This is a genomic window from Aldersonia kunmingensis (genome assembly GCF_001646865.1).
GTDB lineage: Bacteria > Actinomycetota > Actinomycetes > Mycobacteriales > Mycobacteriaceae > Aldersonia > Aldersonia kunmingensis.
The window spans coordinates 1-21,039 of sequence record NZ_LRRB01000158.1; the positions used below are offsets into that span (position 1 = coordinate 1).

Sequence of the window (21,039 nt, forward strand, 5' to 3'; positions counted from 1 at the left end):
ACATCGATCGCGGCGGAGCCTGCGCCCAGCCGGGCCGGGAAAGTCGTCGAGAACCAGCCCACAGTGCCCGACGTGTCGGCCTCGACGATCGCGTCCGCGCGACCGTGGCTCTCCAGTCCGATGAGTACGCCGCCGTCATGGTCCTGGCCACGCTCCAGCCGCCAGGACACCAAAGTCGTTGTCAGCGCGGACAACAGGAACTCGCGAACCCCGTCTGCTCTGGTCAGGTCGCCAAGGATACGTGCAGTGGTCGGCACCGTCAGCGAGGCCTCGGTCATCCGCAACGTTGACCATGTGTCCGATGGCTGTAGTCCGCGAGCACCGACGGCGGGATCTGGACCCGTTACCTGTTCGACCCAATAGTCACGCTGGGCGAGTACCTCGGGGGTCTGCGCGCGTTGCCACATCAGTTGGGACCACCGGCGATAGGACGTGGGTTCGGCCAGCGCCTTCGGCACCACACCGGCAACGACCTGCTCCCACGCCGCGGCCAGATCGGCGAGCAGAATGCCCCAGGACACCACGTCCACCGCGAGGTGGTGGATGGTCAGCAGGAGAACGTCCCCGGCGGGCGCGCCCTGGAACCACACCGCACGCACCATGTCTCCGGCACGCGGCTCGAGTCCGTCGATGGCGACGCCACTGGCGTGGGCCAGCACATCGGAGAAAGTGTCGTCGGGACCACTGAATTCTGTCCGGGTGAGGACGTCACCGGCACTGACGCAACCCACTTCACGCGTCACCAACCGGAGACCGTCGGCAGTCTCGTCGAGCGTGGATCGAAGTGTGTCGTGTCCGTCGAGCATCGCTTGCAGCACTGCCTCGAGATCGGCGGATGTCATTCCGTCCGGCAACGTGATCAGAATGCTCTGCGCGAGGCGGCGGAAAGCGGGCTGCCGGTACATCCACGACACGATCGGCAACGGCTGCACCGGGCCGTAATCCTCACCCTGCTCGGGATTGGCCGCCAATTCTTCGGCTCGAAGATCGATGGCCGCGGCGAGATCGCGAATCGTCGGGGCCACCAGCACCATTCGAACCTCGATCCCGAGGCCGTGCCGGCGTGCCAGGTTCACCATCGAGATAGCCACGATGCTGTCCATGCCCAGGCTGAAGAAGTCCTCGTCCACGCCTGGTGCGTGGCCATCGAACACCTCGGCAAGCACATTCGACAGGGTTCGCTCCGTCGGCGTGCTCGGCTCAGCTGACGCGGTAGAGCCGCCGCCGGACAGCGCCTGCTCCGCCAACGAGGCGAGCTGTCGCACGTCGAGCTTGCCGTTGGAAGTCACCGGAAGCTGCGGTAGCAAGATCAGCCGCGCGGGAATCATGTAGGCGGGCAAGCGATCCGATAGCGCGACCCGCAACCCGACTGGGTCGCCCCCGCCGACAGCGAAGCCGACCACAGTCACCGCGTCCCCGCGCCGCACCACCGTCGCCGCGGCCTCGCTGACACCGGGAAGCGCGCGTATCGCGGTCTCGATCTCGCCGATCTCGATGCGGTACCCACGAATCTTCACCTGGTCGTCGGCCCGCCCGAGGTAGGCGAGCCCACCGTCCGGAAGCCTGCGCACGAGGTCGCCGGTGCGATACATCCGCCGGCCCGCCGAAAACGGGTCGGAAAGGAAGCGGTCGGCGGTAATCCCGGGACGGTCGACGTAGCCACGAGCCAGCTGCGGGCCTGCGAGGTACAGCTCGCCGACCGCCCCAGCCGGGGCCGAGCGCAATCTGGAATCGAGGACGTAGGCCGACATTCCGGCGGTCGGTCGCCCGATCGTCGGTACATCCGATCCTCCGGGTGCAGTCACGTCGGCGACCACTGCTTCGACCGTCGTCTCGGTCGGGCCGTAGCAGTTGTGCACGGCGACGCCAGGTAGGGCACGCAGCCGGTCCCAAAGTTGCGTGTCGATCGCTTCGCCACCGAGTGCGAGCACGGTCGGCGGGCGGTCGAGCAGCCCGGCTGCCGCAAGCTGGCGGAACATCGAGGGCGTCGTATCGATCATGTCGATGCCGTGGCGGACCAGGCCGTCGACAAGGCATCCAGCGTCGCGCATGGCCGCGTCGTCGAAGAGATGGATGCTGTGCCCGTCGAGCAGTCCGATCATCGGCTGCCAGGACGCGTCGAAGCTCAACGACCAGGCATGGGCAATTCGTAGTGGGCGCCCGAGCCGGGCTACCGCGGGTCGGTAGACCCGGTGCCGGTGATCGGCGAAGTAGCTGACAACGGCTGCGTTGCTGTTCACAACGCCTTTCGGCTCGCCGGTCGAGCCGGAGGTGAAGATGACGTACGCGCTCTGCGACGGACGCCGGGCGACGACGGGTGCCGCAGCAGGACTGAACTCGAACACTGTCGTCGCGTCGAGCACCACCTTCGGCCGCGCCTGCCGCAGGATCGACTCCACTCGGGCCGCCGGCAACGCGGTGTCGACGGGCACGTAGGCCGCACCGGCGGCGAGCGTCGCCAGGATCGCGACAATCGCGCGCTCGCTGCGCGGCAGGTGGAGGGCCACAACATCTTCCGGACCGACACCGCGAGCGACGAGGTCGCCGGCCATCGCCGTCGCCCTGTCGTACAGCTCCCGGTAGGTCAGCGCAGAGTTATCCGTCGTTGTGAGCGCGACCGCATCGGGCGTCGCCGCGACCTGGCGCTCGAACAACTCGAATATCGTGACATCCGAATCGCATTCAGGCAGTTCGGGCGTGGTGTTGGAAAGATGCGCCATGTCCGGCAAGACGTCGAGGTCGTCGATCCGAGCATCCGCGTTGTCGGATAGGCCACGCAGTACGGCCAGCATGGCGGCACCGATGTCGTCGGGCAGGAATGGCAACGACTCGCGAATTGCCTCGACCACCAAGGACAGTTCGTCACCGTCTACATACGAGACCACGGTGAGCGGATAGTGCGTGAGGTTCTTGGCCATCATCGGCGCGAACGTAACTGGGCCGGTATCCGGCGCTTTCACGTCGTCCATGGGGGCGTTCTGGAATACGAACATCGTGTCGAATAGCGAGCCGTGGCCCGCGGCGCGTTGCACCGACGACAGACTCAGATATCCGACGTCTCGCATGGCCGCCGATTCACGTTGCAGGCGAGCACATTCGGCCGCCACCGACGCCGCGGCATCCACGCGGAAGGCCACCGGGATGGTGTTGAGGAACAGGCCGATCATGCGCTCGACCCCGGAGATTTGCTGGGGCCGTCCGGTGACGATCGTGCCGTAGACGACGTCGCGCCGATCGGTCAGCCGGGAGAGCAGGATCGTCCACGCGAACTGCACGACCGAGTTCAGCGTCAGACCGCGCGCTCGCGCCCACGTGCGAAGCCGGATCGTGTCGGCGGTCGGGAGCACGAAGCTCGTAACTTCGATCGGAGCCTCGGTGTCCGTCCGGGCGATTCCCATGCTGGTACCGCCGTCGGCGATCATCAGCGGCCCGCTCAGCCCCGCCAGATGGTCGGCCCACCACTGGCGTGCCGCAGACATGTCCTTGGCGCCGAGCCAGCCGATGTAGTCGCGGTAGGGCCGCACCGGCGGCAGCACGCTCTCCTCGCCGCCTGCCAGATACAGGGCACGGAGCTCGCCGAACAGCAGTCCGAGCGACCACCCATCCAAGAGGATGTGGTGGATCGTCATGATCAACCGCCACCGCGCCGTGCCGTCACTGTCCGGCGGCAGCGTTACGAGCGTGGCCCGCAGCGACGGCCCTTTGGCGAGGTCGAACGGGCGTGCCAACTCCTGCAATTCGATGGCCTCGAGCTCGCCGGGCTGCGCGGCACGCTCGGTCCACGGCAGGTCGACCCGACGTGGCACGATCTGCACCGGCTTCGGCACGTCCCGATCCCAGAACACCGCGCGCAGATTGGGGTGGCGTCGCAGCAGCGTTTCGATGCAGGTACGCAGCAACTGCGCGTCCAGCGGCCCGGCGATATCGACGACGAACGGGATGGTGTAGACGTCCTGGCCATCGCCGGTCAGTTGCGAAAGCGACAGCAGCCCTTCTTGTAACGGACTGAGCGCGAGAACGTCCTCGATCTCCGCCAAGGCCTCACTCATACCGTTCTCCTGTACTCACCGAGGGCACGCGTTTTGCCGAAAGCAGCCAAGCCAAAAGGCAAGGCTTGCCTAACTTGAGGATGGTAGCCCATGCCCGGGGGCTCATGTGGTTTGGCTAACCTAATCTCGAGTTGGGCAAGTTTCGACAATGGAGGTACACGATGAGGTCCGTGCACACGAGCAGAGGACGAGCGCGGGTGACAGGCGTTGTCCTGGCGTGCGCCATGGCACTCGGCCTCACCGCTTGCGGGTCGGGCGAAAGCTCCTCCGCCGGCGGTGAATCCATCACTATCCCGCACGTCTATGGCGAAACCACCATCGGCGGCACGCCGAAAAAGATTGTCGTGCTGGGCAATCAGTGGCTGGATACCGCACTGGCGCTCGGCGTCACCCCGGCCGCCTACATCGACAACGTCGCCATTCTCGGCAACGGCGCCCCGCCTTGGCAGCCGCCGATTCCAGAGTCGGCCAAGCCGTTGGACGCCGTCGGCAACCTCGTCGAACAGGTGGCCGCGCAGGCACCCGACCTGATCCTCGCCGACACCTTTATCGCCGACGACAAGCGCTACCACGACTTCTCCCAGATCGCGCCGACGCTGCCCGGCCTGAGCAAGGAAATCGTCACCCCGTGGCAGGACCTAGTGACAACGCTCGGCAGGGTCCTCGACAAAGAGGACGAAGCGACCAACGTTATCGCCGGTGTCGACGCCAAGATCGACGGAGTCGCCGAAGCGAATCCGACACTGATGGGCAAGACCTTCGCCAGCACCTGGCTGGGCGGCCCAACCCAACTGATGGTGCTGACCGACCCAAATGACGGTTCCGGCAAGGTCTTCGCGCAACTCGGACTCGGCATCCCGAAGAACCTCATCGATCTGCCCGCGAATCACGGCCGAGCCGCGCTCTCGCCCGAACGGGTCAGCGAGCTGACTGCCGACATCCTGTTGGCCGGCTACTCGCCCGGAATGGAAGACAAGTACAAGCAGGTGCCCGGCTACGCCGACCTGCCTGCCACCAAGAAGAACTCGGTCGTCTTCCTGACCACCCAGGAGATCACCGCGGTCAACCAGCCGACCGCCCTCTCGATCCCCTACGTGTTGGACAAGATCACGCCGGCCTTGGAAAACGCCGCGAGGTAGGCCGCGAATTCGTGAAAGGCGGTGCACCGCACCGCCACCCACCGAAACACAATTCGCGCTCGCGAAGGACATCCAAACGAGCGCAAAATGTGTAAACGAGTGCGAAGTTTCGCGCCCGAATACAGAATTCGCACCCAGGAACGCAATGCTGAAAGGTGGGTGCAACGCAACGTCGAGACGTTGCATTGCACCCACCCTTTTGGTCAGCGCTGCGCCGAGAAGGAACTCGCCAGCGCGGCAAGTGTTTCCGCGTCCAGGCCCGAGGTCGACATCGGCGCGTGCTCTTGCTCGTCCGCCGATACCTCGGGCGGGTTCGCGATTGCTTCGTCGACCGCGGCAGCGAGGTCTGCGATCGTGAAGTACTCGAACACCATCTGCGGCGTCAGCGGCAGACCACTCTCGTCCGCCTTGACCGCCCACTTGATGGCGATCACGCTGTCGCCACCGAGCTCGAAAAACCCGTCCTCGCGACCGATGTCGGTGATCTCCAACAGTTCTTCGAGGAAGGCTGCCAATTCCCGCTCGGTATCGGTACGCGGTGCGACGTATTCGGCCTCCGTCGTTGCGACCACCGGGGCGGCGTGCGTGATCACCGAACGGCTGGTGTCCCAGCCCGCAGGCAGAAGGTCGAGAGCAGTGAGCGCCACATCCGGTTGATCGACGAATGCCTGTAGGACCCCGACCATGACGTCGGCGAAGACCTGGCCGGTTGCCGCCTCGTAGAGGTCGGGATTGACCACGACCCGCGCGATCAGATCGCCATTGGCTGCCACCGAGTAATCGAGATGGAAGTCCATGAACGATACGTCATAGTACCCGGAGATGTCCTTGAACATCGTCGCCCCGTCCGCCGTGAACGGCGCCGGCGTCGGACGATGCCGGAAGTGCATCATCACCTGGAACAGCGGATTACGGGACAGCGAGCGGGCCGGATTGAGTGCCTCGACCAACCGCTCGAATGGCACACCCTGGTGGGTGATCGCGTCGAGTCCGGCGTCACGGGCCCGGCCGAGGAGGGCCCGGGGTGTCGGGTTGCCCGACACGTCGTGGCGCATCACCATCACGTTGGCGAACAGGCCGATGAGCTCATCGGTGTTCTGCTCGACGCGGTTGGCGACCGCTGCTCCCACGGCCACGTCATCGCCGCCGCCAAGGACGTTCACGACCGCCGCGCTCACCGCCTGGCAGAGCATGAATTCGGTGGCACCGAGTTCGTCGGCCCTGGCACGCAATGCATTCCAGGTCGCCGCGGGCAGCACGCGGTCCGCGCTGAAGCCGTTGCGGCCCAGCACAGTTGGCCGCGGATGGTCGTGGGCGACGGCGATCTCGTCGGGAAGTCCCGCAAGCCTGTTGCGCCAGTAGTCCATCTGTTTTTGCCCGTATGCACTGACCTCGCGGTTGGCACCGCGGTCGTAGGACTCCCGCTGCCAGATCGCAAAATCGGCGAACTGAATTGCCAATTCAGACCAGTCCGGCGCGCTACCGGCCAACCGGGCCCGGTAGGCAACGGTGAGATCGGCGGCGAAGATCTGCAGCGACCGCATGTCGGCGATGATGTGATGCATCACGATCGACAGCACATTCAGATGCGCCCCGATTGCGAGCAACCGCACCCGCAGCACCGGCTCCCCCTGCAGATCGAACACGTAGGCCGCGTCGGTCGCGAGTTCTCCCGCCAACTGCTCCTCGGCGATGCGGATCAGCGGAAACTCCAGCGGCTCAGCCGGATGCACCAACTGGTACGGATTGCCATCGCGCTCCGGGAAGCTCGTGCGCAGCGACTCGTGCCGGGCGACGACGTCATCGACAGCGGCGCGGAGCGCATCGATATCGAGCGGTCCGTCGAACCGGATCGGGAACGTGACGTTCTCGCCGTCGATCGCGCCCTCGAGCCGGCGCTGAATCCAGTAGGCGCGCTGCGAGTACGAGAGCGGGATGTACTCCGGCCGCGGCCGGTGTACGGGCTCCCGCGCGAGATCCGATTTCACTGCCACGGTCTCGAGCGGCTCCTCGAAATCCATCTCGTCGAGATCGATGTCGAATTCCTCGCGGAATGCGTCGACCAGGTGGGCCGCCAGACCGGTGACGGTCGGCTTGTCGAACGGCACCCGGATGTCGAGCTCGATGCCGAACTCGGCGCGGATCATCGTGATCAGGCGAGCCGCGAGCAGCGAATGGCCGCCGAGGTCGAAGAACGAATCGTCCGCGCCGACTCGATCGAGAGTGAACAGCGTGCCGAACAGTCCGGCGATGCGGCGCTCGGTCGGAGTCTCCGGCTCCCGGTAGCTGGCTGCCTCGGCGAATGCCGGTGCCGGCAAGGCCCGCTTGTCGAGCTTGCCGTGCGCGGTGAGCGGCACTGCGTCGATGACGACGAAGGCTGCGGGAACCATGTATTCGGGCAACTTCGCTTTGACGTGCGTGCGGAGCTCGTCGATGACGACGTCTGCGCCGGGCACCGGCACCACGTAGGCGGCGAGCACCGGCCCCAGCGACTCGTGGTCGGCCACGATCACCACACAGTGCGCGATCGTCGGATGGTCGGTGACCGTTGCCTCGACCTCACCGAGTTCGATCCGGTGCCCGCGGACCTTGACCTGTTCGTCTGCGCGACCGATGAATTCGATCTCGCCGGCGGCGTTGCGGCGGGCAAGGTCACCCGTGCGGTACAGCCGGCCACCCGCGACGAATGGATCGGCGACGAAGCGCTCCGCGCTCAGACCGGGCCGGTTGAGGTAGCCACGGGCCAGCTGACGCCCGCCGAGGTAGATCTCGCCGACGACGCCGGAAGGCACCAACTCCAAGGCGCCGTCCAGCAGGTAGAGGTGGACGTTCTGGTTGGGCAATCCGATCGGCACGATGGCAGTGCCCTGTGGGCCGTCGACCGTCATGTGTGCCGAACACACGACCGCTTCGGTCGGGCCGTAGTGGTTGCGCAGCTCCGCGTCGAACTGGGTGGCGAACCGATCGGCTACCTCGCCGGGCAACGCCTCGCCGCCCACCGGAACGCGGCGCAGCGTGCGCCAGTCGTTGCTCTCGGGCAGGACGAGGAAGGTTGCCAGCATGGACGGCACCATGTGCAGCACCGTTACCCCCTGGCGGGTGATCAGATCGGCGACATAGGGGATGTCGCGGTAGGCATTGGGTTTCGGAATCACCACGCGCGCACCAGCGGTCAACGTGACGAAGATGTCGAGCAGGGACGCGTCGAAGCTCACCGAGGTCGACTGGAGCACTCGATCCTGTGGCGTGAGATCCCACTCGGCGTTGAAGCCCGACACGTGCTCGGCGATCGCATCGTGCGGCACCGGAACACCCTTCGGCTTACCGGTGGAGCCGGAGGTGTAGATGACGTATGCAGTATTCGACGGGCGCAGCGGCACTGCGCGGTCCGCATCGACCGGATCGCGGTCCGGCAGAGACACTGCCTCGTGTTCTGCGGCGGCCACCCCGTCGGCGTCGAGCGTCAACTTCGGCAGGGCATCGGCGAGCAGGTATTCGGTTCGTTCGGCCGGGTACGCAGGATCGATGGGCAGGTATGCAGCGCCCGATTTCAGCACGGCGAGCATGGTGACGACGAACTCGACCGACGTGGAAAGACGCAGCGCGACGAGGTCCTCGGGGCCGAGACCCTGGTGGATCAGCCAGTGCGCCAGCCGGTTTACGCGCTCGTTCAGTGCGGCGTAGGAAAGTTGAAGCGCGTCGGAGGCCAACGCGATCTGCTCGGGAGTCAGGGCGACCTGCCGCTCGAACATTTCGACCATGGTGGTCGGCGCTTCCTCGACGAGTGCACCGCGCGAGATTGCGAGCAGGTGGCTCCGGTCGACATCGCCGAGCAGGTCGAGCTCGCGAATCAGCTGACTCGGATCGCGCAGCGCATTCTCGAGCAATTGCACATAGTGGTCGAGGAGTTGCGCGACAAGCGACTGCTCGAGTTCGTCGGCCAGGTAGGTGGCTTCCACCCGAGCACCGGCATCGTCGAGCACGATCATCAGGCCGAGCGGCTCCTGCGCCACCGCGCTGCCGAGCGCCAGTTCGCGCGCTTCGACGCCGGGCAGGTCGAATCCGTTCGCCGCGCCGCGCACGCTGAAACTGAGCTGGACCAACTGTTCCAAGGCGTCGCTGCCCGCCACTCGCTCCGGGCTCACGGCCGCGATCACACGATCGACACCGATGTCCTGGTGAGTGAACGCACCGACGCAGCTGTCGCGGGTCCGGTCGAGCAGTGCGTCGAAGGTGTCGGCGCCATCCACCCTCGCGCGGATCAACAGGCTGTTACCGAAGTAGCCGATCAGGGCCTGTGCGCTTGCGACGCTGCGGTTGGTTACCGGCATCGAGATCAGGAAATCCGTTGCGGCGGTGTAGCGGTGGACCAGTGCCTGAAAACCGGCGAGCAACACCATGTATGGCGTCGCAGCGTGCTCGCGGCCGACCGCGGCAACCAGCTGCATCAGCTCCGGAGGGAGCTCGCGCACCCAGCGGTCCGCGATCTTGGACACCGCGCCACTCGTTCGGCGGCTCGGCAATTCCAGTCGCTCCGGCAACGGTGTCAGCGCGGTGCGCCAGAACTCGAGACCGGCACTCTCGTCGCGATCGGCGTTACCGACGACCTCGACATCGACGTACTGTGCCCGGAGCTCCGGCAGTGCGCCGTCGCTGCGGTACGCCGCGTTCACCTCGGCGAAGAACACCGGCCAGGAGTCATCGTCCCAGGCGATGTGGTGGACGACGAGAACCAGCACGTAGGAATCGGCTCCGGCGCGAATCAGCGTCGGGCGCAACGGCAGATCCGCGGACAGGTCGAAGGGGCGCGCGAACGCGCGACGGGTGAGTACTTCCACCCGCCGCTCCCGGTCGCCTTCCGGCAGATCGGTGAGATCATGCTGCTGCCAGTCGATCTCGGCGTCGTCGCGGGAAACCTGGTACCACTCGCCGCTCGCGTCGGCATGGTAGGTGGTGCGCAGCACCTCGTGCCGGGAGACCACGGTTGCCAGCGCGGTCTGCAGACGCTCCGGGTCGTTCAATCCGTCGAGCCGATACGCGACGCAGATGTTCAGCGTGGTGTCGGTCGGATCCAAGCGCTGCACAAACCACATCCGCTGCTGCGCCGCCGACAGCGGGCTACGTTCGCCGCTGCGCCGTACCGGCGCGGCCGGGACCTCGGACGCCACCTGAATGCCTTGCTCGCGCATTCGGTCTTTGAGCAGTTGCTTACGGCGCTCGAGAATGTCGTCTGCCATATTCTTCCTTCGAAATCGTGTGTCAGGCTTGGTGGCCGCCGGTTCCGGAGATCACAGATCGGTGAGATAGCCACCGCGAGCGAAGAATTCGGCACCGTCGTGCTCGATGCCATCCGATGTGCGGACCCGCGTGATCACCAGGGCCCGGTTTTCGCCGCGGCGGGAATGGGGTCCTGTCACGACGGCACCGCCACCCTCCTGCACGATGACTCGGCCGGGAGTGCCGCCATAGCAGCCCTCGGACGGATGCGCGGCCAGTACCTCGATGCGCTCGCCCCGGTAGTGGGTGTACGCACGCGGGTACGGCTCGGACAACGCCCGCACGAAACGCTCCAGATCCACGGCAGTGTCGGCCCAGTCGAGCAAGCTGTCGCGATCGGAACGCTTGTGGAAGTAGGTGCGCGCGGCCTTATCCTGTGGCCGCCACGTGGCGGTACCGGTTTCCAGCGCGTTCAACGCCTCGTTGACCGCGGCCGGGATCAGTTCCATCCCGCGCAGCACCAGTTCGGTGCCCGTGTCGTTGGGGCCGATGGGAAGCGATTTCTGCACGAGGATGTCGCCGGCGTCGAGCTGCTCGTCCATGCGGTGCACGGTGAGGCCAGTTTCGGCGGCCCCGCTGATCAGCGCCCACAGCACCGGCGAGAAGCCGGTGAACTTGGGCAGCATCGAGTCGTGCAGATTCAGCGTGCCGTGCGGCGGCAGATCGTAGAGTTCCGCGGGCATCCATGTGTACCAGCTGTTTACGATGATGACGTCCGGCTCGGCTCGCTTCACGAGATCGATGGTCTCGGCATCGGCCCGTTCGGTGAGATGCACGGGAATCCCGTGTTCGCGCGCCAACTCTTCCACCGAGTCCGACCAGATTCCCTTGTAGGAGTCGTCGCTGGCCGGGTGCGTGACCGCTAGAACCACCTCGTGTTCCGAGTCGATCAAAGCCTGCAGGGTCTTGCGACCCCAGGTCTGGAAACCAAACGAGACAATACGCATGAAACGAGCCCCTTCCCGGCAATCAACGAAGGTTAGCCTAGCCTATTTGCCCGGCCAAACCGCATCGGACTTGCCCGCCCATGCGCACCGAATCAGTGCACGCGCAGCCCCGAGACGTGGCGGTTCGCTGTGGTCGAGCGGGCCGCCGTCGTCTGCAGCACACGATCCGAAAGATTGCCCAGGCAACTGAGATTCGGGAAGCCGGGGCCCTGCGTGAGTGCCGCGAGGTTCGGCAGAAACAGCTTGCCGTCCAGCCCCGACACCGCCAGGTCGTAACCGATCGCAGATTCGATTCGCGCCTGCGTCAGTTCGCCGCCGACCGCGAGTTCGATCAGGTCCACCGCGTTCGCGTCGAACAATTCGAGGAACCACAGTGGCCGTCCGCCGGTCGCATCGATTACCAGATCGACAGTGTGCACCTGGTCGGCCCGAAGATCGTTGCGCATCGTCAGTGCGACACAGTCGCCCTGGTCGGCCACGCGCACAACACGGCCCTGCAGGTGATGCACCCGGTTGTCGGCGATGAGGCTTTCCTGGACTCGGACCGAGAACACACCGCGATCCGTGCGCCGGATGACCTCGCGGCGCTCCTCGATGCTCAGCGCACTCCATTTGATCGGATCGCTGAAAAGCGAGTTCTCGAAGAAGCTTTCACCGCGGGTGTAGATGGTTGCCCTCGGTGTGATCACCGAAATCGACAACATGCCGTGCCGAACCAGTTCGTCCAGCGCCGAGCCTGCGGTCTCCCCGCCACCGACAACGGCGACCCTGGACGCGACCGGCAGGGCGCGCCGGCCCGCAAGATCCCAGAACTCCGCGATGCTGAGCACCCGGGGATGCTTGGCCAGTGCTTTCTCGCTATGGCCCGGCCCGGTGATCATCAGCCCGTCCGCTGCGATTTCGGTTGCGTTGCCGTCGCCGTCGACGGCGCTCACCCGCCAGCCATCGGCAGTGGCCGCGATCGATCGCACGGTCGCGTGAATGAGTTCGAGATCGGTTGCGCGCGCGACCCATTGGAGGTACTTGGCCCAGACGTGGTGCTGCGGGCTTGGCCGGCCACGGTCGATCCACTCGGCATAGGTGCCTTGCTCGATCAGGAACGACGTCCAGCTGTACGCGGTCATCGCCTCGTTGATATCCCGGTTGCGGCCCCGCGCCCACGTCGAGCGATACGGGAAGCCGACGTCCTTCTCGGGACTGGTGCCGAGTCGGTGCTGCCCGTCGGTCCAGCCGCCGGTGGGGAGCCAATTGTTGCCCACCGCATTCGCTTCGACGACAACCACACGTGGCGCCGGGAGATCGAGTTCACGCAGCACACGCGCCTTCGCTGCTACTGCAAGCGCTTTCGGCCCAGCACCGACCACCACAAGTGTTTCCACCGACCCCACCCCTCCGGCGCGCGCGCCGGTCGCCAACGTGAGCGCGCCCACGATCGACCAGACCCTGCTGCTTATGTTTGAATAGCCTTACCTTACATGCAGGGGAATGTCTGAACAGCAACCCGCGGACACGCGGGCAAAACCGAGGGGAACGATAGATGTTCGACAGCATCCGAAAGACAGTGGGCGCCTTGGCTATTGTGGGCGCCGCACTAGCAGGCACCGCAGTCTCCACGGCTGGAGTCGCGTCCGCCGCACCAAGCAACGGTGAGCTGCGCGCCAAGGTCGCAACGGTACTCAACGTGGGCGCATCGCGGGCAGCCCGTGGCGCAGAGCTTGTGAACGGCGAGGCCGACCTGCCGGCATTCGATCGGGCCGGAGCGCTCATCGCCATCGCACCGGCGAGCTGGCACTTCGATGTCGTCGGCGCGACCGAGAACGGCGACACGATCAACGCCACGCTCCTCACCTCGACCGCCGGCTACGAGCCCTGGCCGTTCCCCGTGTCTTGGAAGCTGATCAACGGCCAGTGGAAGCTCAGCCACGAGTCCACCTGCACCATCGGCAATTTCGTCGGCACCGGCTGCTGACCCCCGAAAACACAAAAACCCGCCCCATCGGCGGGTTCACGCGGTCGTCGCAACACTCCATGTGAGAGTTGCGGCGACCGCGTCGCTGTACCGCGGTGATCACGAGCAAATGGCCGCGCAAACCGGCGTGGCCAGGGGCCATATGTTCGTGATCACGGCCGAGAGCGAACGGCACCAACGCAAAACGCTCGGCTGGGAACCCCAGCCGAGCGTTTGCGTTTTCTGCTGCTGCTTACTTGGCCCGCTCGAGGACCTCGACGAGGCGCCAGCGCTTCGTCGCGGAAAGCGGACGAGTCTCCATCAGCTGCACGCGATCGCCGACACCTGCGGTGCCGTTCTCGTCGTGCGCCTTCACCTTGGTGGTGCGGCGAATGATCTTGCCGTAGAGCGGGTGCTTAACCCGGTCTTCGAGCTCGACCACGATGGTCTTTTCCATCTTGTCCGACACCACGTAGCCGGTACGAACCTTGCGGCTCGCGCGATCTTCGTTGCTCACTGCCTTTTCCTCACTCATGCCACATCACCCTCGGGTCCGGTGGCCAGGCCAAGTTCACGCTCACGCATGATCGTGTAGATCCGCGAGATATCGTGACGGACCACCCGCAGCCGACGGTTGTTGTCGAGCTGGCCGGTGGCCATCTGGAAGCGGAGGTTGAAGAGCTCTTCCTTCGACTCGCGGACCTTCGCGACGAGTTCCTCGTCGCTCAGTTCGCGAAGCTCTGCGGCCGGAGTTCCGGTAGCCATCAGAACTGCTCCTCCCTGGTCACGATCCTGCACTTGCACGGGAGCTTGTGCATCGCGCGGCGCAGGGCCTCGCGTGCGGTCTCCTCATTCGGGTAGCTCATCTCGAACATCACCCGTCCGGGCTTGACGTTCGCGACCCACCACTCGGGCGAGCCCTTACCGGAACCCATTCGGGTTTCGGCCGGCTTCTTGGTCAGCGGGCGATCCGGGTAGATGTTGATCCAGATCTTGCCGCCACGCTTGATATGTCGAGTCATCGCGATACGCGCGGACTCGATCTGCCGGTTGGTGATGTAGGCCGGCTCGAGAGCCTGGATGCCGTAATCACCGAACGCGACCTGGGTGCCGCCCTTGGCCGCACCCGAACGCTTCGGATGGTGCTGCTTGCGGTGCTTGACCCGCCGTGGCATCAGCATGCGTCAGCCCTCCTGGTTCTCAGCCGGAGCCGGGGTGTCCGCCACAGCGGTGGCGGCGCGTCCGGCCTCGGTGCTGGTCGCGGTCGTACCGGCCGCACCCGAACGACGCGGGCGGCTCGGCCGCTCGCGGCGCGGGCGATCGCCGGCCGGGGCGGCGGAGGCGGCGAGCTCACGCTTGCCACCGACGATGTCGCCCTTGTAGATCCAGACCTTCACGCCGATGCGGCCGAAGGTGGTCTTGGCCTCGTACAGGCCGTAGTCGATGTCGGCACGCAGCGTGTGCAGCGGGACACGACCCTCGCGGTAGAACTCCGAGCGGCTCATCTCGGCGCCGCCGAGGCGGCCCGAGCACTGCACGCGGATGCCCTTGACGTTCGGCTGACGCATGGCCGACTGGATGGCCTTGCGCATCGCCCGACGGAACGCCACGCGGTTCGAGAGCTGCTCGGCGACGCCCTGCGCCACCAGCTGTGCCTCGGACTCGGCGTTCTTGACCTCGAGGATGTTCAGCTGAACCTGCTTGCCGGTCAGCTTCTCCAGGTCGGCGCGGATGCGATCGGCCTCGGCGCCGCGGCGACCGATGACGATGCCCGGACGCGCGGTGTGGATGTCGACGCGAACCCGGTCACGGGTGCGCTCGATCTCCACCTTCGCGATGCCGGCCCGCTCCATGCCCGTGCCGAGCAGCTTGCGGATCGCCACATCTTCCTTGACGTACTCCGCGTACTGCTTGTCTGCGTACCAGCGCGACTTCCAGTCGGTGGTGATACCGAGGCGGAAGCCGTGCGGGTTGATCTTCTGGCCCACTACTGAGCTCCCTTCCGACGGTTACGAGGAGCGCCGCCCTTGGTGGGCACGCTCTCGACCTCGATGGTGATGTGGCTGGTGCGCTTGCGGATCCGGAACGCACGACCCTGGGCACGCGGCTGGAACCGCTTCAGGGTGGCGCCCTCGTCGACGTACGCCTTCGAGATCACCAGGGTGGCCGGGTTGAGGCCAAGGTTGTTCTCGGCGTTCGCCGCCGCACTGGCAACGACCTTCGCAACCGGCTCGGAGGCGGCCTGCGGCGCGAACTTCAGGATCGCGAGCGCATCCTCAACCGAACGACCGCGGACCAGGTCGACGACGCGACGCGCCTTCATCGGCGTCACGCGCACGAACTTGGCCGTGGCGCGAGCGGTCTGGTTCTGAACTGGTGCAGTCATCGCCTCTTGCTCTTCCGGTCGTCCTTGATGTGTCCCTTGAACGTCCGCGTCGGCGCGAATTCACCGAGCTTGTGGCCGACCATCGAATCCGAGACGAACACCGGCACGTGCTTGCGGCCGTCGTGCACCGCAAACGTGTGTCCGATGAAATCGGGAATGATCGTGGAACGACGGGACCAGGTCTTGATGACCTGCTTGGTGCCCTTCTCGTTCTGGACGTCCACCTTCGCAAGGAGGTGGTCGTCGACGAACGGGCCCTTCTTCAGGCTGCGTGGCATTTCTTACCTCCTCCTTAGCGCTTCTTGCCGGTACGCCGGCGACGGACGATGAGCTTGTCGCTCGGGCGGTTGGGCTTGCGGGTACGGCCTTCCGGCTGGCCCCACGGGCTGACCGGGTGGCGACCACCCGAGGTCTTGCCCTCGCCACCACCGTGCGGGTGGTCGACCGGGTTCATGACCACACCACGGACGGTCGGGCGCTTGCCCTTCCAGCGCATACGGCCGGCCTTGCCCCAGTTGATGTTCGACTGCTCGGCGTTGCCGACCGAGCCGACGGTGGCGCGGCAGCGCACGTCGACACGGCGGATTTCACCCGAGGGCATACGCAGGGTCGCGTACGGACCCTCCTTGCCCAGCAGCTGAATGCTGGAACCAGCGGAGCGGGCCATCTTGGCGCCGCCGCCCGGACGCAGCTCCACCGCGTGAATGGTGGTACCGGTCGGGATGTTGCGCAGCGGCAGGTTGTTGCCGGGCTTGATGTCGGCGGTCGGACCCGCCTCGATCGGGGTGCCCTGCTTGATGCCGACGGGCGCGATGATGTAGCGCTTCTCGCCATCGGCGTAGTGCAGCAGTGCGATGTTCGCGGTGCGGTTGGGGTCGTACTCGATGTGAGCGACCTTGGCCGGGATGCCGTCCTTGTCGTTACGACGGAAATCGATCAGCCGGTACGCACGCTTGTGACCGCCGCCCTTGTGACGGGTGGTGATACGACCGTGCGCGTTACGGCCACCCGTGCTGTGCAGCGGGCGGATGAGCGACTTCTCGGGAGTCGACCGAGTGATCTCGGCGAAGTCCGAAACGCTCGAGCCGCGGCGGCCCGGGGTAGTCGGCTTGTACTTACGGATTGCCATGAGTCTTCTCGTCCTCTGCTCTTAAGAAGCCCAGCCGCCTAGGCGACCGGTCCTCCGAAGATCTCGATGGGCTTGCTGTCGGCCGAGATGGTCACGAGCGCGCGCTTGGTGCTCTTGCGCTGGCCGTAACCAAACCGGGTCCGCTTGCGCTTGCCCTGACGGTTGGCGGTGTTGACGTTGGTCACCTGCACACCGAAGATCTGCTCGATCGCGATCTTGATCTGCGTCTTGTTCGAGTCCGGGTGGACGATGAACGTGTAGGTGCCCTCTTCGAGCAGTCCGTAGGACTTCTCCGAGATGACCGGCGCCAGAACGATGTCGCGGGGGTCGGCGATGGTGCTCACTTGCTTTCCTCCTGTGCAGTCTCGGCGGGGCCGTGCACGAACGTGTTGAGCGCCTCGACGCTGAACACAACCTCGTCGCTCTCGAGCACGTCGTAGGTGTTCAGCTGATCCGGTGCGATCGGGTGGATGTTGTCCAGGTTCTGGACGCTCTTCCAGGCCGCGATGTCCTCACGCCCGATGACGAGCAGGAACTTCTTGCGGTCCGACAGCTCGGCCAGGAACGCACGCGCGCCCTTGGTCGACGGAGTCTGGCCGGCAACCAGTTCGGAGATCACGTGGATCCGCTCGTTGCGCGCCCGGTCGGAGAGGGCACCGCGCAGAGCGGCGGCCTTCATCTTCTTGGGGGTGCGCTGGCTGTAGTCGCGCGGCTGCGGGCCGTGGACGACGCCACCACCGGCGAACTGCGGTGCACGGGTCGAGCCCTGGCGAGCGCGGCCGGTGCCCTTCTGGCGGTACGGCTTGCGTCCACCGCCGCGGACCTCGCCGCGGGTCTTGGTGGAGTGCGTGCCCTGACGCGCGGCGGCGAGCTGCGCGACGACCACCTGGTGCATCAGCGCGATGTTGGCCGTCACGTCGAAGATCGCGGCCGGCAGCTCGACGGTGCCCTCGGTCTTGCCACCGGGAGCCTTGACGTCCAGGGTCAGCTTGGTCTGCGTATCGGTGCTCATGCCCGCGCACCACCCTTCACTGCACTCTTGACGATCACGACGCCGCCCTTGCGGCCCGGGATCGCGCCCTTGATCAGCAGCAGGCCGTTCTCGGCGTCCACCTTGTGGACCGAGAGGTTCTGCGTGGTGATCCGGTCATTACCCATGCGGCCCGACATCCGGGTGCCCTTGAAGACACGACCGGGGGTGGCGCAGCCACCAATCGAACCCGGGCGACGGTGCACAGCCTGCGCACCGTGGCTGGCGCCCTGACCGGAGAAGCCGTGACGCTTCATGGTGCCGGCGAAGCCCTTGCCCTTGCTGATGCCCGTCACGTCCACGTACGCGCCGTCCTCGAACACCTCGGCAGTCAGCTCCTGGCCAACCTCGAAGGCGGAGGCGTCGGCGACGCGGATCTCGGCGACGGTGCGGCGCGGGGTGACCCCGGCCTTGGCGAACTGACCGGCCTGCGGCTTGTTCACCTTGCGCGGATCGATCGCACCGAAGGCCACCTGAACAGCGCTGTAGCCGTCGATTTCCTCGGTCCGGATCTGCGTGACCACGTTCGGGCCCGCCTTGATCACGGTGACCGGAACGACCCGGTTGTTCTCGTCGAAGACCTGGGTCATGCCGAGCTTGGTACCCAGGATGCCCGCAGCGGGCCTGCTCTTGTTGTCGCTCATCTGCTGCCCCGAACTCACTGGATGTTCACGTCGACGCTGGCCGGCAGATCGATGCGCATCAGCGCGTCAACCGTCTTCGGCGTCGGGTCGAGGATGTCAATGAGGCGCTTGTGCGTGCGCATCTCGAAGTGCTCGCGCGAATCCTTGTACTTATGCGGCGAGCGGATGACGCAGTACACATTCTTTTCGGTGGGCAACGGCACCGGGCCGACGACGCGGGCCCCGGTACGGGTCACCGTCTCAACGATCTTCCGCGCAGATGCGTCGATCGCCTCGTGGTCGTAGGCCTTGAGCCTGATGCGGATCTTTTGTCCCGCCACGCTTCGTGTCCTTTTCTTGCCGCTTTTCGTAGTCCGGATTTCGCTTCCCGGGCCACCTCGTCTGGGTGCAGTTCTCCAGTCCACGTAGGCACAACGTCCACACGACTGGTCCACGCCAATCGTCGCCGCTGTTCACCTGTCATGGTTCTCCGGTCCACGCGGTCGGGCGTGTCGCCTCGCCGCACATTCCACTGCCCGATCGAATTTGATCCAGCTAGCGGAATCGTCCCGGATGCGCCCTAGCGGGCGCGGGATCCTGCTCCGTCTTGCACTGCCATCTACCTGCGATTTCTCGCTGTCGATGACCGCGTCCTTGCCCCGTCCGAGAACGCACGAAGGCGCGTCCCATGCCAAGGCAACCCGACTAGTATGCCGTAACGGGCCTGTTCAGTTCAAATCGAGCCTCGTCACAGCACCGCGCACCGATCTTACTTCTCAGTAAGTTAGGTCGTAGGATCGCGTCATGACTTCACAGACTGCTACCTATCGCACCTGGCAACGACTGCCCAAGAACCCGCTCGGCCACGCGGCGTTCTCGCTCGGGATGGTCGCCCGGGTGCCCTACTTCAGCACTGTGCTGCCCACTGTGACCGCGCTCGAGCCCGGCCACTGTGAGGTCACCGCGCCGAAATGGTTCGGCATCCGCAATCACCTCGGCACCTTCCACGCGATCGCCGCATGCAACCTCGCGGAGATCGCAATGGGCATGTTGTGCGAGGCCACCGTGCCGACCACACACCGGTGGATTCCCAAGGCAATGAACGTGGAGTACGTGACCAAGGCAGAGACGGGACTGCGCGCCACCGCGCAACTTCCGGAGCTGCCGGACTTTGCCTCGATCACCGAGGGCACCGACCTCGTCGTGCCGGTGAGCATCCGCGACAAGTCGGGCGCCGAGGTTGTCCGCGCACAGATCACCACCTGGGTTACCCCCCGCTAACCGGGTCGGTTGAATAGACCTGATCCGAGTCGGTTGAATGCTCGTATGACCACCCAAGCGCCCGGAGCGGAGCCTGCGGAGCGACCATCCGACACAGTCGATGTCTGCATCGTCGGCCTCGGACCAACCGGCCGGGGCCTCGCATCACGTTGCCTGGCAAGCGGACTCACTGTCGCCGCGGTGGACCCGCATCCGGACCGGCTGTGGGTTCCGACCTACTCGTGCTGGGTGGACGAGCTGCCGGCTTGGCTCCCGGAATCGGTGATCGCATCCCGCATCGAGGCGCCGACGGTGTGGACGTTGTCCGAGCACCGCATCGAGCGGCCCTACGCCGTGATGTCGAAGACCGAACTGTGGAAGGCACTTCCGATCGCGGGCGGCCGGGTCGAGGCGCAGAAGGCCACGTCGGTCGGCGCACACCGGGTGGAGCTGGCCGACGGCACTGCGATCACCGCCGAGGCGGTGTTCGACTGCCGCGGTTTGCCGCCGGTCGGCACGCGGCCGGCGGCCAGCGCGCACGGCATCTTCATCGAGGCCGAGCGAGTTGCCGAGTACGTACCGCCGGGTGAGGCACTGCTACTCGACTGGCGCAATGAGAACGACGCCGCGGCGGACGCTCCCCCGTCGTTCCTCTACTCGGTGCCGATCGGCGACGGGACGGTCATCTTCGAGGAGACCACCCTCGCCATCCCGGGCGGGCTCACACAGCGCGAACTGCGCCGCCGGGTGATCGCCCGATTGCGTTCGCACGGAATCGAACTCGACGGCAGCGAGCACAGCGAGTCGTGCCACTACCCACTCGACCAGCCGCCTCCAGGATGGCGGGGACGTAAGAACGAGGCGATCCCATTCGGTTCGCGCGGCGGCATGATGCACCCCTGCACCGGGTACAGCGTCGCCGATTCGCTTGCGCTGGTGGACACCGTCGTCAACGCGCTCGTCAGCGGAGACGACCCGGTCGGGCGGCTGTGGACCCCGCGCGCCCGCGCCGTCTACTGGATGCGCGAGCGCGGACTGGCCGGCATGGGCCGGCTCACCACCGAGCAGACCGTCGCGATGTTCGATTCGTTCTTTCGTGCCTCACCGCGGGGACAGCGGGCGCTCCTGTCCGCGCACGACGATGCCACCGCGCTCGGTGCCGTCCTGTTCAACACGGTCGCGCACACCTGGCCCTTCCGCTGGCGCTTCGACCTGATGGGCTGGACGAACAGGAACCGGTGGAAGGCCTGA

At 65.8% G+C, this 21,039-nt stretch carries 19 protein-coding genes; 4 read left to right on the forward strand and 15 right to left on the reverse strand.

Features of this window, described 5'->3' with window-relative positions; genetic code table 11:
* A partial coding sequence (locus tag A8G08_RS11655) for a non-ribosomal peptide synthetase (protein ID WP_068273901.1) occupies positions 1-4,049 on the reverse strand: 4,049 nt, incomplete at its 3' end.
* A gap of 197 nt (positions 4,050-4,246) precedes the next feature.
* Here A8G08_RS11655 and A8G08_RS11660 point away from each other — a divergent pair.
* Positions 4,247-5,188 carry an ABC transporter substrate-binding protein gene (locus tag A8G08_RS11660; protein WP_245672790.1) on the forward strand — a complete coding sequence of 314 codons (942 nt, stop codon included), beginning with the start codon at positions 4,247-4,249 and terminating at the stop codon, positions 5,186-5,188.
* 203 nt (positions 5,189-5,391) lie between these two features.
* Here the strand turns inward: A8G08_RS11660 and A8G08_RS11665 are convergent, their stop codons facing one another.
* The 3 genes from A8G08_RS11665 to A8G08_RS11675 all read right to left on the reverse strand — a co-directional run bounded on the left by A8G08_RS11665 (position 5,392) and on the right by A8G08_RS11675 (position 12,791).
* A complete protein-coding gene (locus tag A8G08_RS11665) occupies positions 5,392-10,425 on the reverse strand; it encodes a non-ribosomal peptide synthetase (RefSeq protein WP_068273905.1) in 5,034 nt (1,677 codons plus the stop codon).
* 51 nt (positions 10,426-10,476) lie between these two features.
* Positions 10,477-11,412 (reverse strand): methionyl-tRNA formyltransferase, encoded by a 936-nt coding sequence (locus A8G08_RS11670; RefSeq protein ID WP_068273907.1) that lies wholly within the window; start codon positions 11,410-11,412, stop codon positions 10,477-10,479.
* Positions 11,413-11,504: 92 nt separating this feature from the next.
* Positions 11,505-12,791: a SidA/IucD/PvdA family monooxygenase gene (locus A8G08_RS11675; protein ID WP_068273960.1), complete on the reverse strand. Its 1,287-nt coding sequence runs from the start codon at positions 12,789-12,791 to the stop codon at positions 11,505-11,507.
* A 158-nt stretch (positions 12,792-12,949) separates the two neighbouring features.
* Between A8G08_RS11675 and A8G08_RS11680 the strand changes: the two genes are divergently transcribed.
* Positions 12,950-13,381, forward strand: a complete 432-nt coding sequence (locus tag A8G08_RS11680) for an MTB12 C-terminal domain-containing protein (RefSeq protein ID WP_068273909.1) — start codon at positions 12,950-12,952, stop codon at positions 13,379-13,381.
* Positions 13,382-13,613: 232 nt separating this feature from the next.
* Here A8G08_RS11680 and rpsQ read toward each other — a convergent pair whose 3' ends face one another.
* Genes rpsQ through rpsJ form a run of 11 tightly spaced genes read right to left on the reverse strand, consistent with a single transcriptional unit; the run spans position 13,614 to position 18,869 of the window.
* Positions 13,614-13,895 carry a 30S ribosomal protein S17 gene (rpsQ, locus tag A8G08_RS11685; protein WP_068273911.1) on the reverse strand — a complete coding sequence of 94 codons (282 nt, stop codon included), beginning with the start codon at positions 13,893-13,895 and terminating at the stop codon, positions 13,614-13,616.
* The gene (gene rpmC, locus A8G08_RS11690; RefSeq protein ID WP_068273913.1) at positions 13,892-14,125 is read right to left on the reverse strand and encodes a 50S ribosomal protein L29; all 234 of its coding nucleotides are present in this window, start codon (positions 14,123-14,125) and stop codon (positions 13,892-13,894) included. The genes rpsQ and rpmC overlap by 4 nt, the downstream gene beginning before the upstream one ends.
* The gene (gene rplP / locus A8G08_RS11695; RefSeq protein WP_068273915.1) at positions 14,125-14,541 is read right to left on the reverse strand and encodes a 50S ribosomal protein L16; all 417 of its coding nucleotides are present in this window, start codon (positions 14,539-14,541) and stop codon (positions 14,125-14,127) included. The genes rpmC and rplP overlap by 1 nt, the downstream gene beginning before the upstream one ends.
* Positions 14,542-14,544: 3 nt before the next feature.
* Positions 14,545-15,348, reverse strand: a complete 804-nt coding sequence (gene rpsC / locus A8G08_RS11700) for a 30S ribosomal protein S3 (protein ID WP_068273917.1) — start codon at positions 15,346-15,348, stop codon at positions 14,545-14,547.
* Complete coding sequence (gene rplV / locus A8G08_RS11705; RefSeq protein ID WP_068273919.1) at positions 15,348-15,746, reverse strand: 50S ribosomal protein L22; 399 nt, start codon at positions 15,744-15,746, stop codon at positions 15,348-15,350. Before rplV ends, rpsC begins: the two co-directional genes overlap by 1 nt.
* Complete coding sequence (gene rpsS / locus A8G08_RS11710; protein ID WP_005518370.1) at positions 15,743-16,024, reverse strand: 30S ribosomal protein S19; 282 nt, start codon at positions 16,022-16,024, stop codon at positions 15,743-15,745. Before rpsS ends, rplV begins: the two co-directional genes overlap by 4 nt.
* A 14-nt stretch (positions 16,025-16,038) precedes the next feature.
* Positions 16,039-16,875 (reverse strand): 50S ribosomal protein L2, encoded by an 837-nt coding sequence (rplB, locus tag A8G08_RS11715; RefSeq protein ID WP_068273926.1) that lies wholly within the window; start codon positions 16,873-16,875, stop codon positions 16,039-16,041.
* 38 nt (positions 16,876-16,913) lie between these two features.
* A complete protein-coding gene (rplW, locus tag A8G08_RS11720; protein ID WP_068273928.1) occupies positions 16,914-17,219 on the reverse strand; it encodes a 50S ribosomal protein L23 in 306 nt (101 codons plus the stop codon).
* Positions 17,216-17,887: a 50S ribosomal protein L4 gene (gene rplD, locus A8G08_RS11725; protein ID WP_068273930.1), complete on the reverse strand. Its 672-nt coding sequence runs from the start codon at positions 17,885-17,887 to the stop codon at positions 17,216-17,218. Before rplD ends, rplW begins: the two co-directional genes overlap by 4 nt.
* Positions 17,884-18,549, reverse strand: a complete 666-nt coding sequence (gene rplC / locus A8G08_RS11730) for a 50S ribosomal protein L3 (RefSeq protein WP_068273962.1) — start codon at positions 18,547-18,549, stop codon at positions 17,884-17,886. The genes rplD and rplC overlap by 4 nt, the downstream gene beginning before the upstream one ends.
* A 14-nt stretch (positions 18,550-18,563) precedes the next feature.
* Positions 18,564-18,869, reverse strand: coding sequence for a 30S ribosomal protein S10 (gene rpsJ, locus A8G08_RS11735; protein WP_003938093.1), 306 nt, complete (start codon positions 18,867-18,869; stop codon positions 18,564-18,566).
* Positions 18,870-19,332: 463 nt separating this feature from the next.
* On the opposite strand from rpsJ, the gene A8G08_RS11740 reads away from it, so the two are divergent.
* Together A8G08_RS11740 and A8G08_RS11745 are read left to right on the forward strand one after the other, a co-directional pair.
* Entirely contained in the window at positions 19,333-19,809 is a 477-nt protein-coding gene (locus A8G08_RS11740; protein ID WP_068273933.1) for a hotdog fold domain-containing protein, read from the forward strand.
* A 45-nt stretch (positions 19,810-19,854) separates the two neighbouring features.
* Positions 19,855-21,039 carry a lycopene cyclase family protein gene (locus A8G08_RS11745; RefSeq protein WP_068273935.1) on the forward strand — a complete coding sequence of 395 codons (1,185 nt, stop codon included), beginning with the start codon at positions 19,855-19,857 and terminating at the stop codon, positions 21,037-21,039.

Bases quoted from the DNA above. Each gene is read 5' to 3' on its own strand.
- rplP (WP_068273915.1), bottom strand. From the start codon at position 14,541: ATGCTGATGCCACGGCGGGTCAAGCACCGCAAGCAGCACCATCCGAAG.
- rplB (WP_068273926.1), bottom strand. From the start codon at position 16,875: ATGGCAATCCGTAAGTACAAGCCGACTACCCCGGGCCGCCGCGGCTCG.
- A8G08_RS11665 (WP_068273905.1), bottom strand. From the start codon at position 10,425: ATGGCAGACGACATTCTCGAGCGCCGTAAGCAACTGCTCAAAGACCGA.
- A8G08_RS11670 (WP_068273907.1), bottom strand. From the start codon at position 11,412: ATGCGTATTGTCTCGTTTGGTTTCCAGACCTGGGGTCGCAAGACCCTG.
- rpsQ (WP_068273911.1), bottom strand. From the start codon at position 13,895: ATGAGTGAGGAAAAGGCAGTGAGCAACGAAGATCGCGCGAGCCGCAAG.
- rpsS (WP_005518370.1), bottom strand. From the start codon at position 16,024: ATGCCACGCAGCCTGAAGAAGGGCCCGTTCGTCGACGACCACCTCCTT.
- rplC (WP_068273962.1), bottom strand. From the start codon at position 18,549: ATGAGCGACAACAAGAGCAGGCCCGCTGCGGGCATCCTGGGTACCAAG.
- rpmC (WP_068273913.1), bottom strand. From the start codon at position 14,125: ATGGCTACCGGAACTCCGGCCGCAGAGCTTCGCGAACTGAGCGACGAG.
- rplD (WP_068273930.1), bottom strand. From the start codon at position 17,887: ATGAGCACCGATACGCAGACCAAGCTGACCCTGGACGTCAAGGCTCCC.
- A8G08_RS11740 (WP_068273933.1), top strand. From the start codon at position 19,333: ATGACTTCACAGACTGCTACCTATCGCACCTGGCAACGACTGCCCAAG.
- rplV (WP_068273919.1), bottom strand. From the start codon at position 15,746: ATGACTGCACCAGTTCAGAACCAGACCGCTCGCGCCACGGCCAAGTTC.
- A8G08_RS11745 (WP_068273935.1), top strand. From the start codon at position 19,855: ATGACCACCCAAGCGCCCGGAGCGGAGCCTGCGGAGCGACCATCCGAC.
- A8G08_RS11680 (WP_068273909.1), top strand. From the start codon at position 12,950: ATGTTCGACAGCATCCGAAAGACAGTGGGCGCCTTGGCTATTGTGGGC.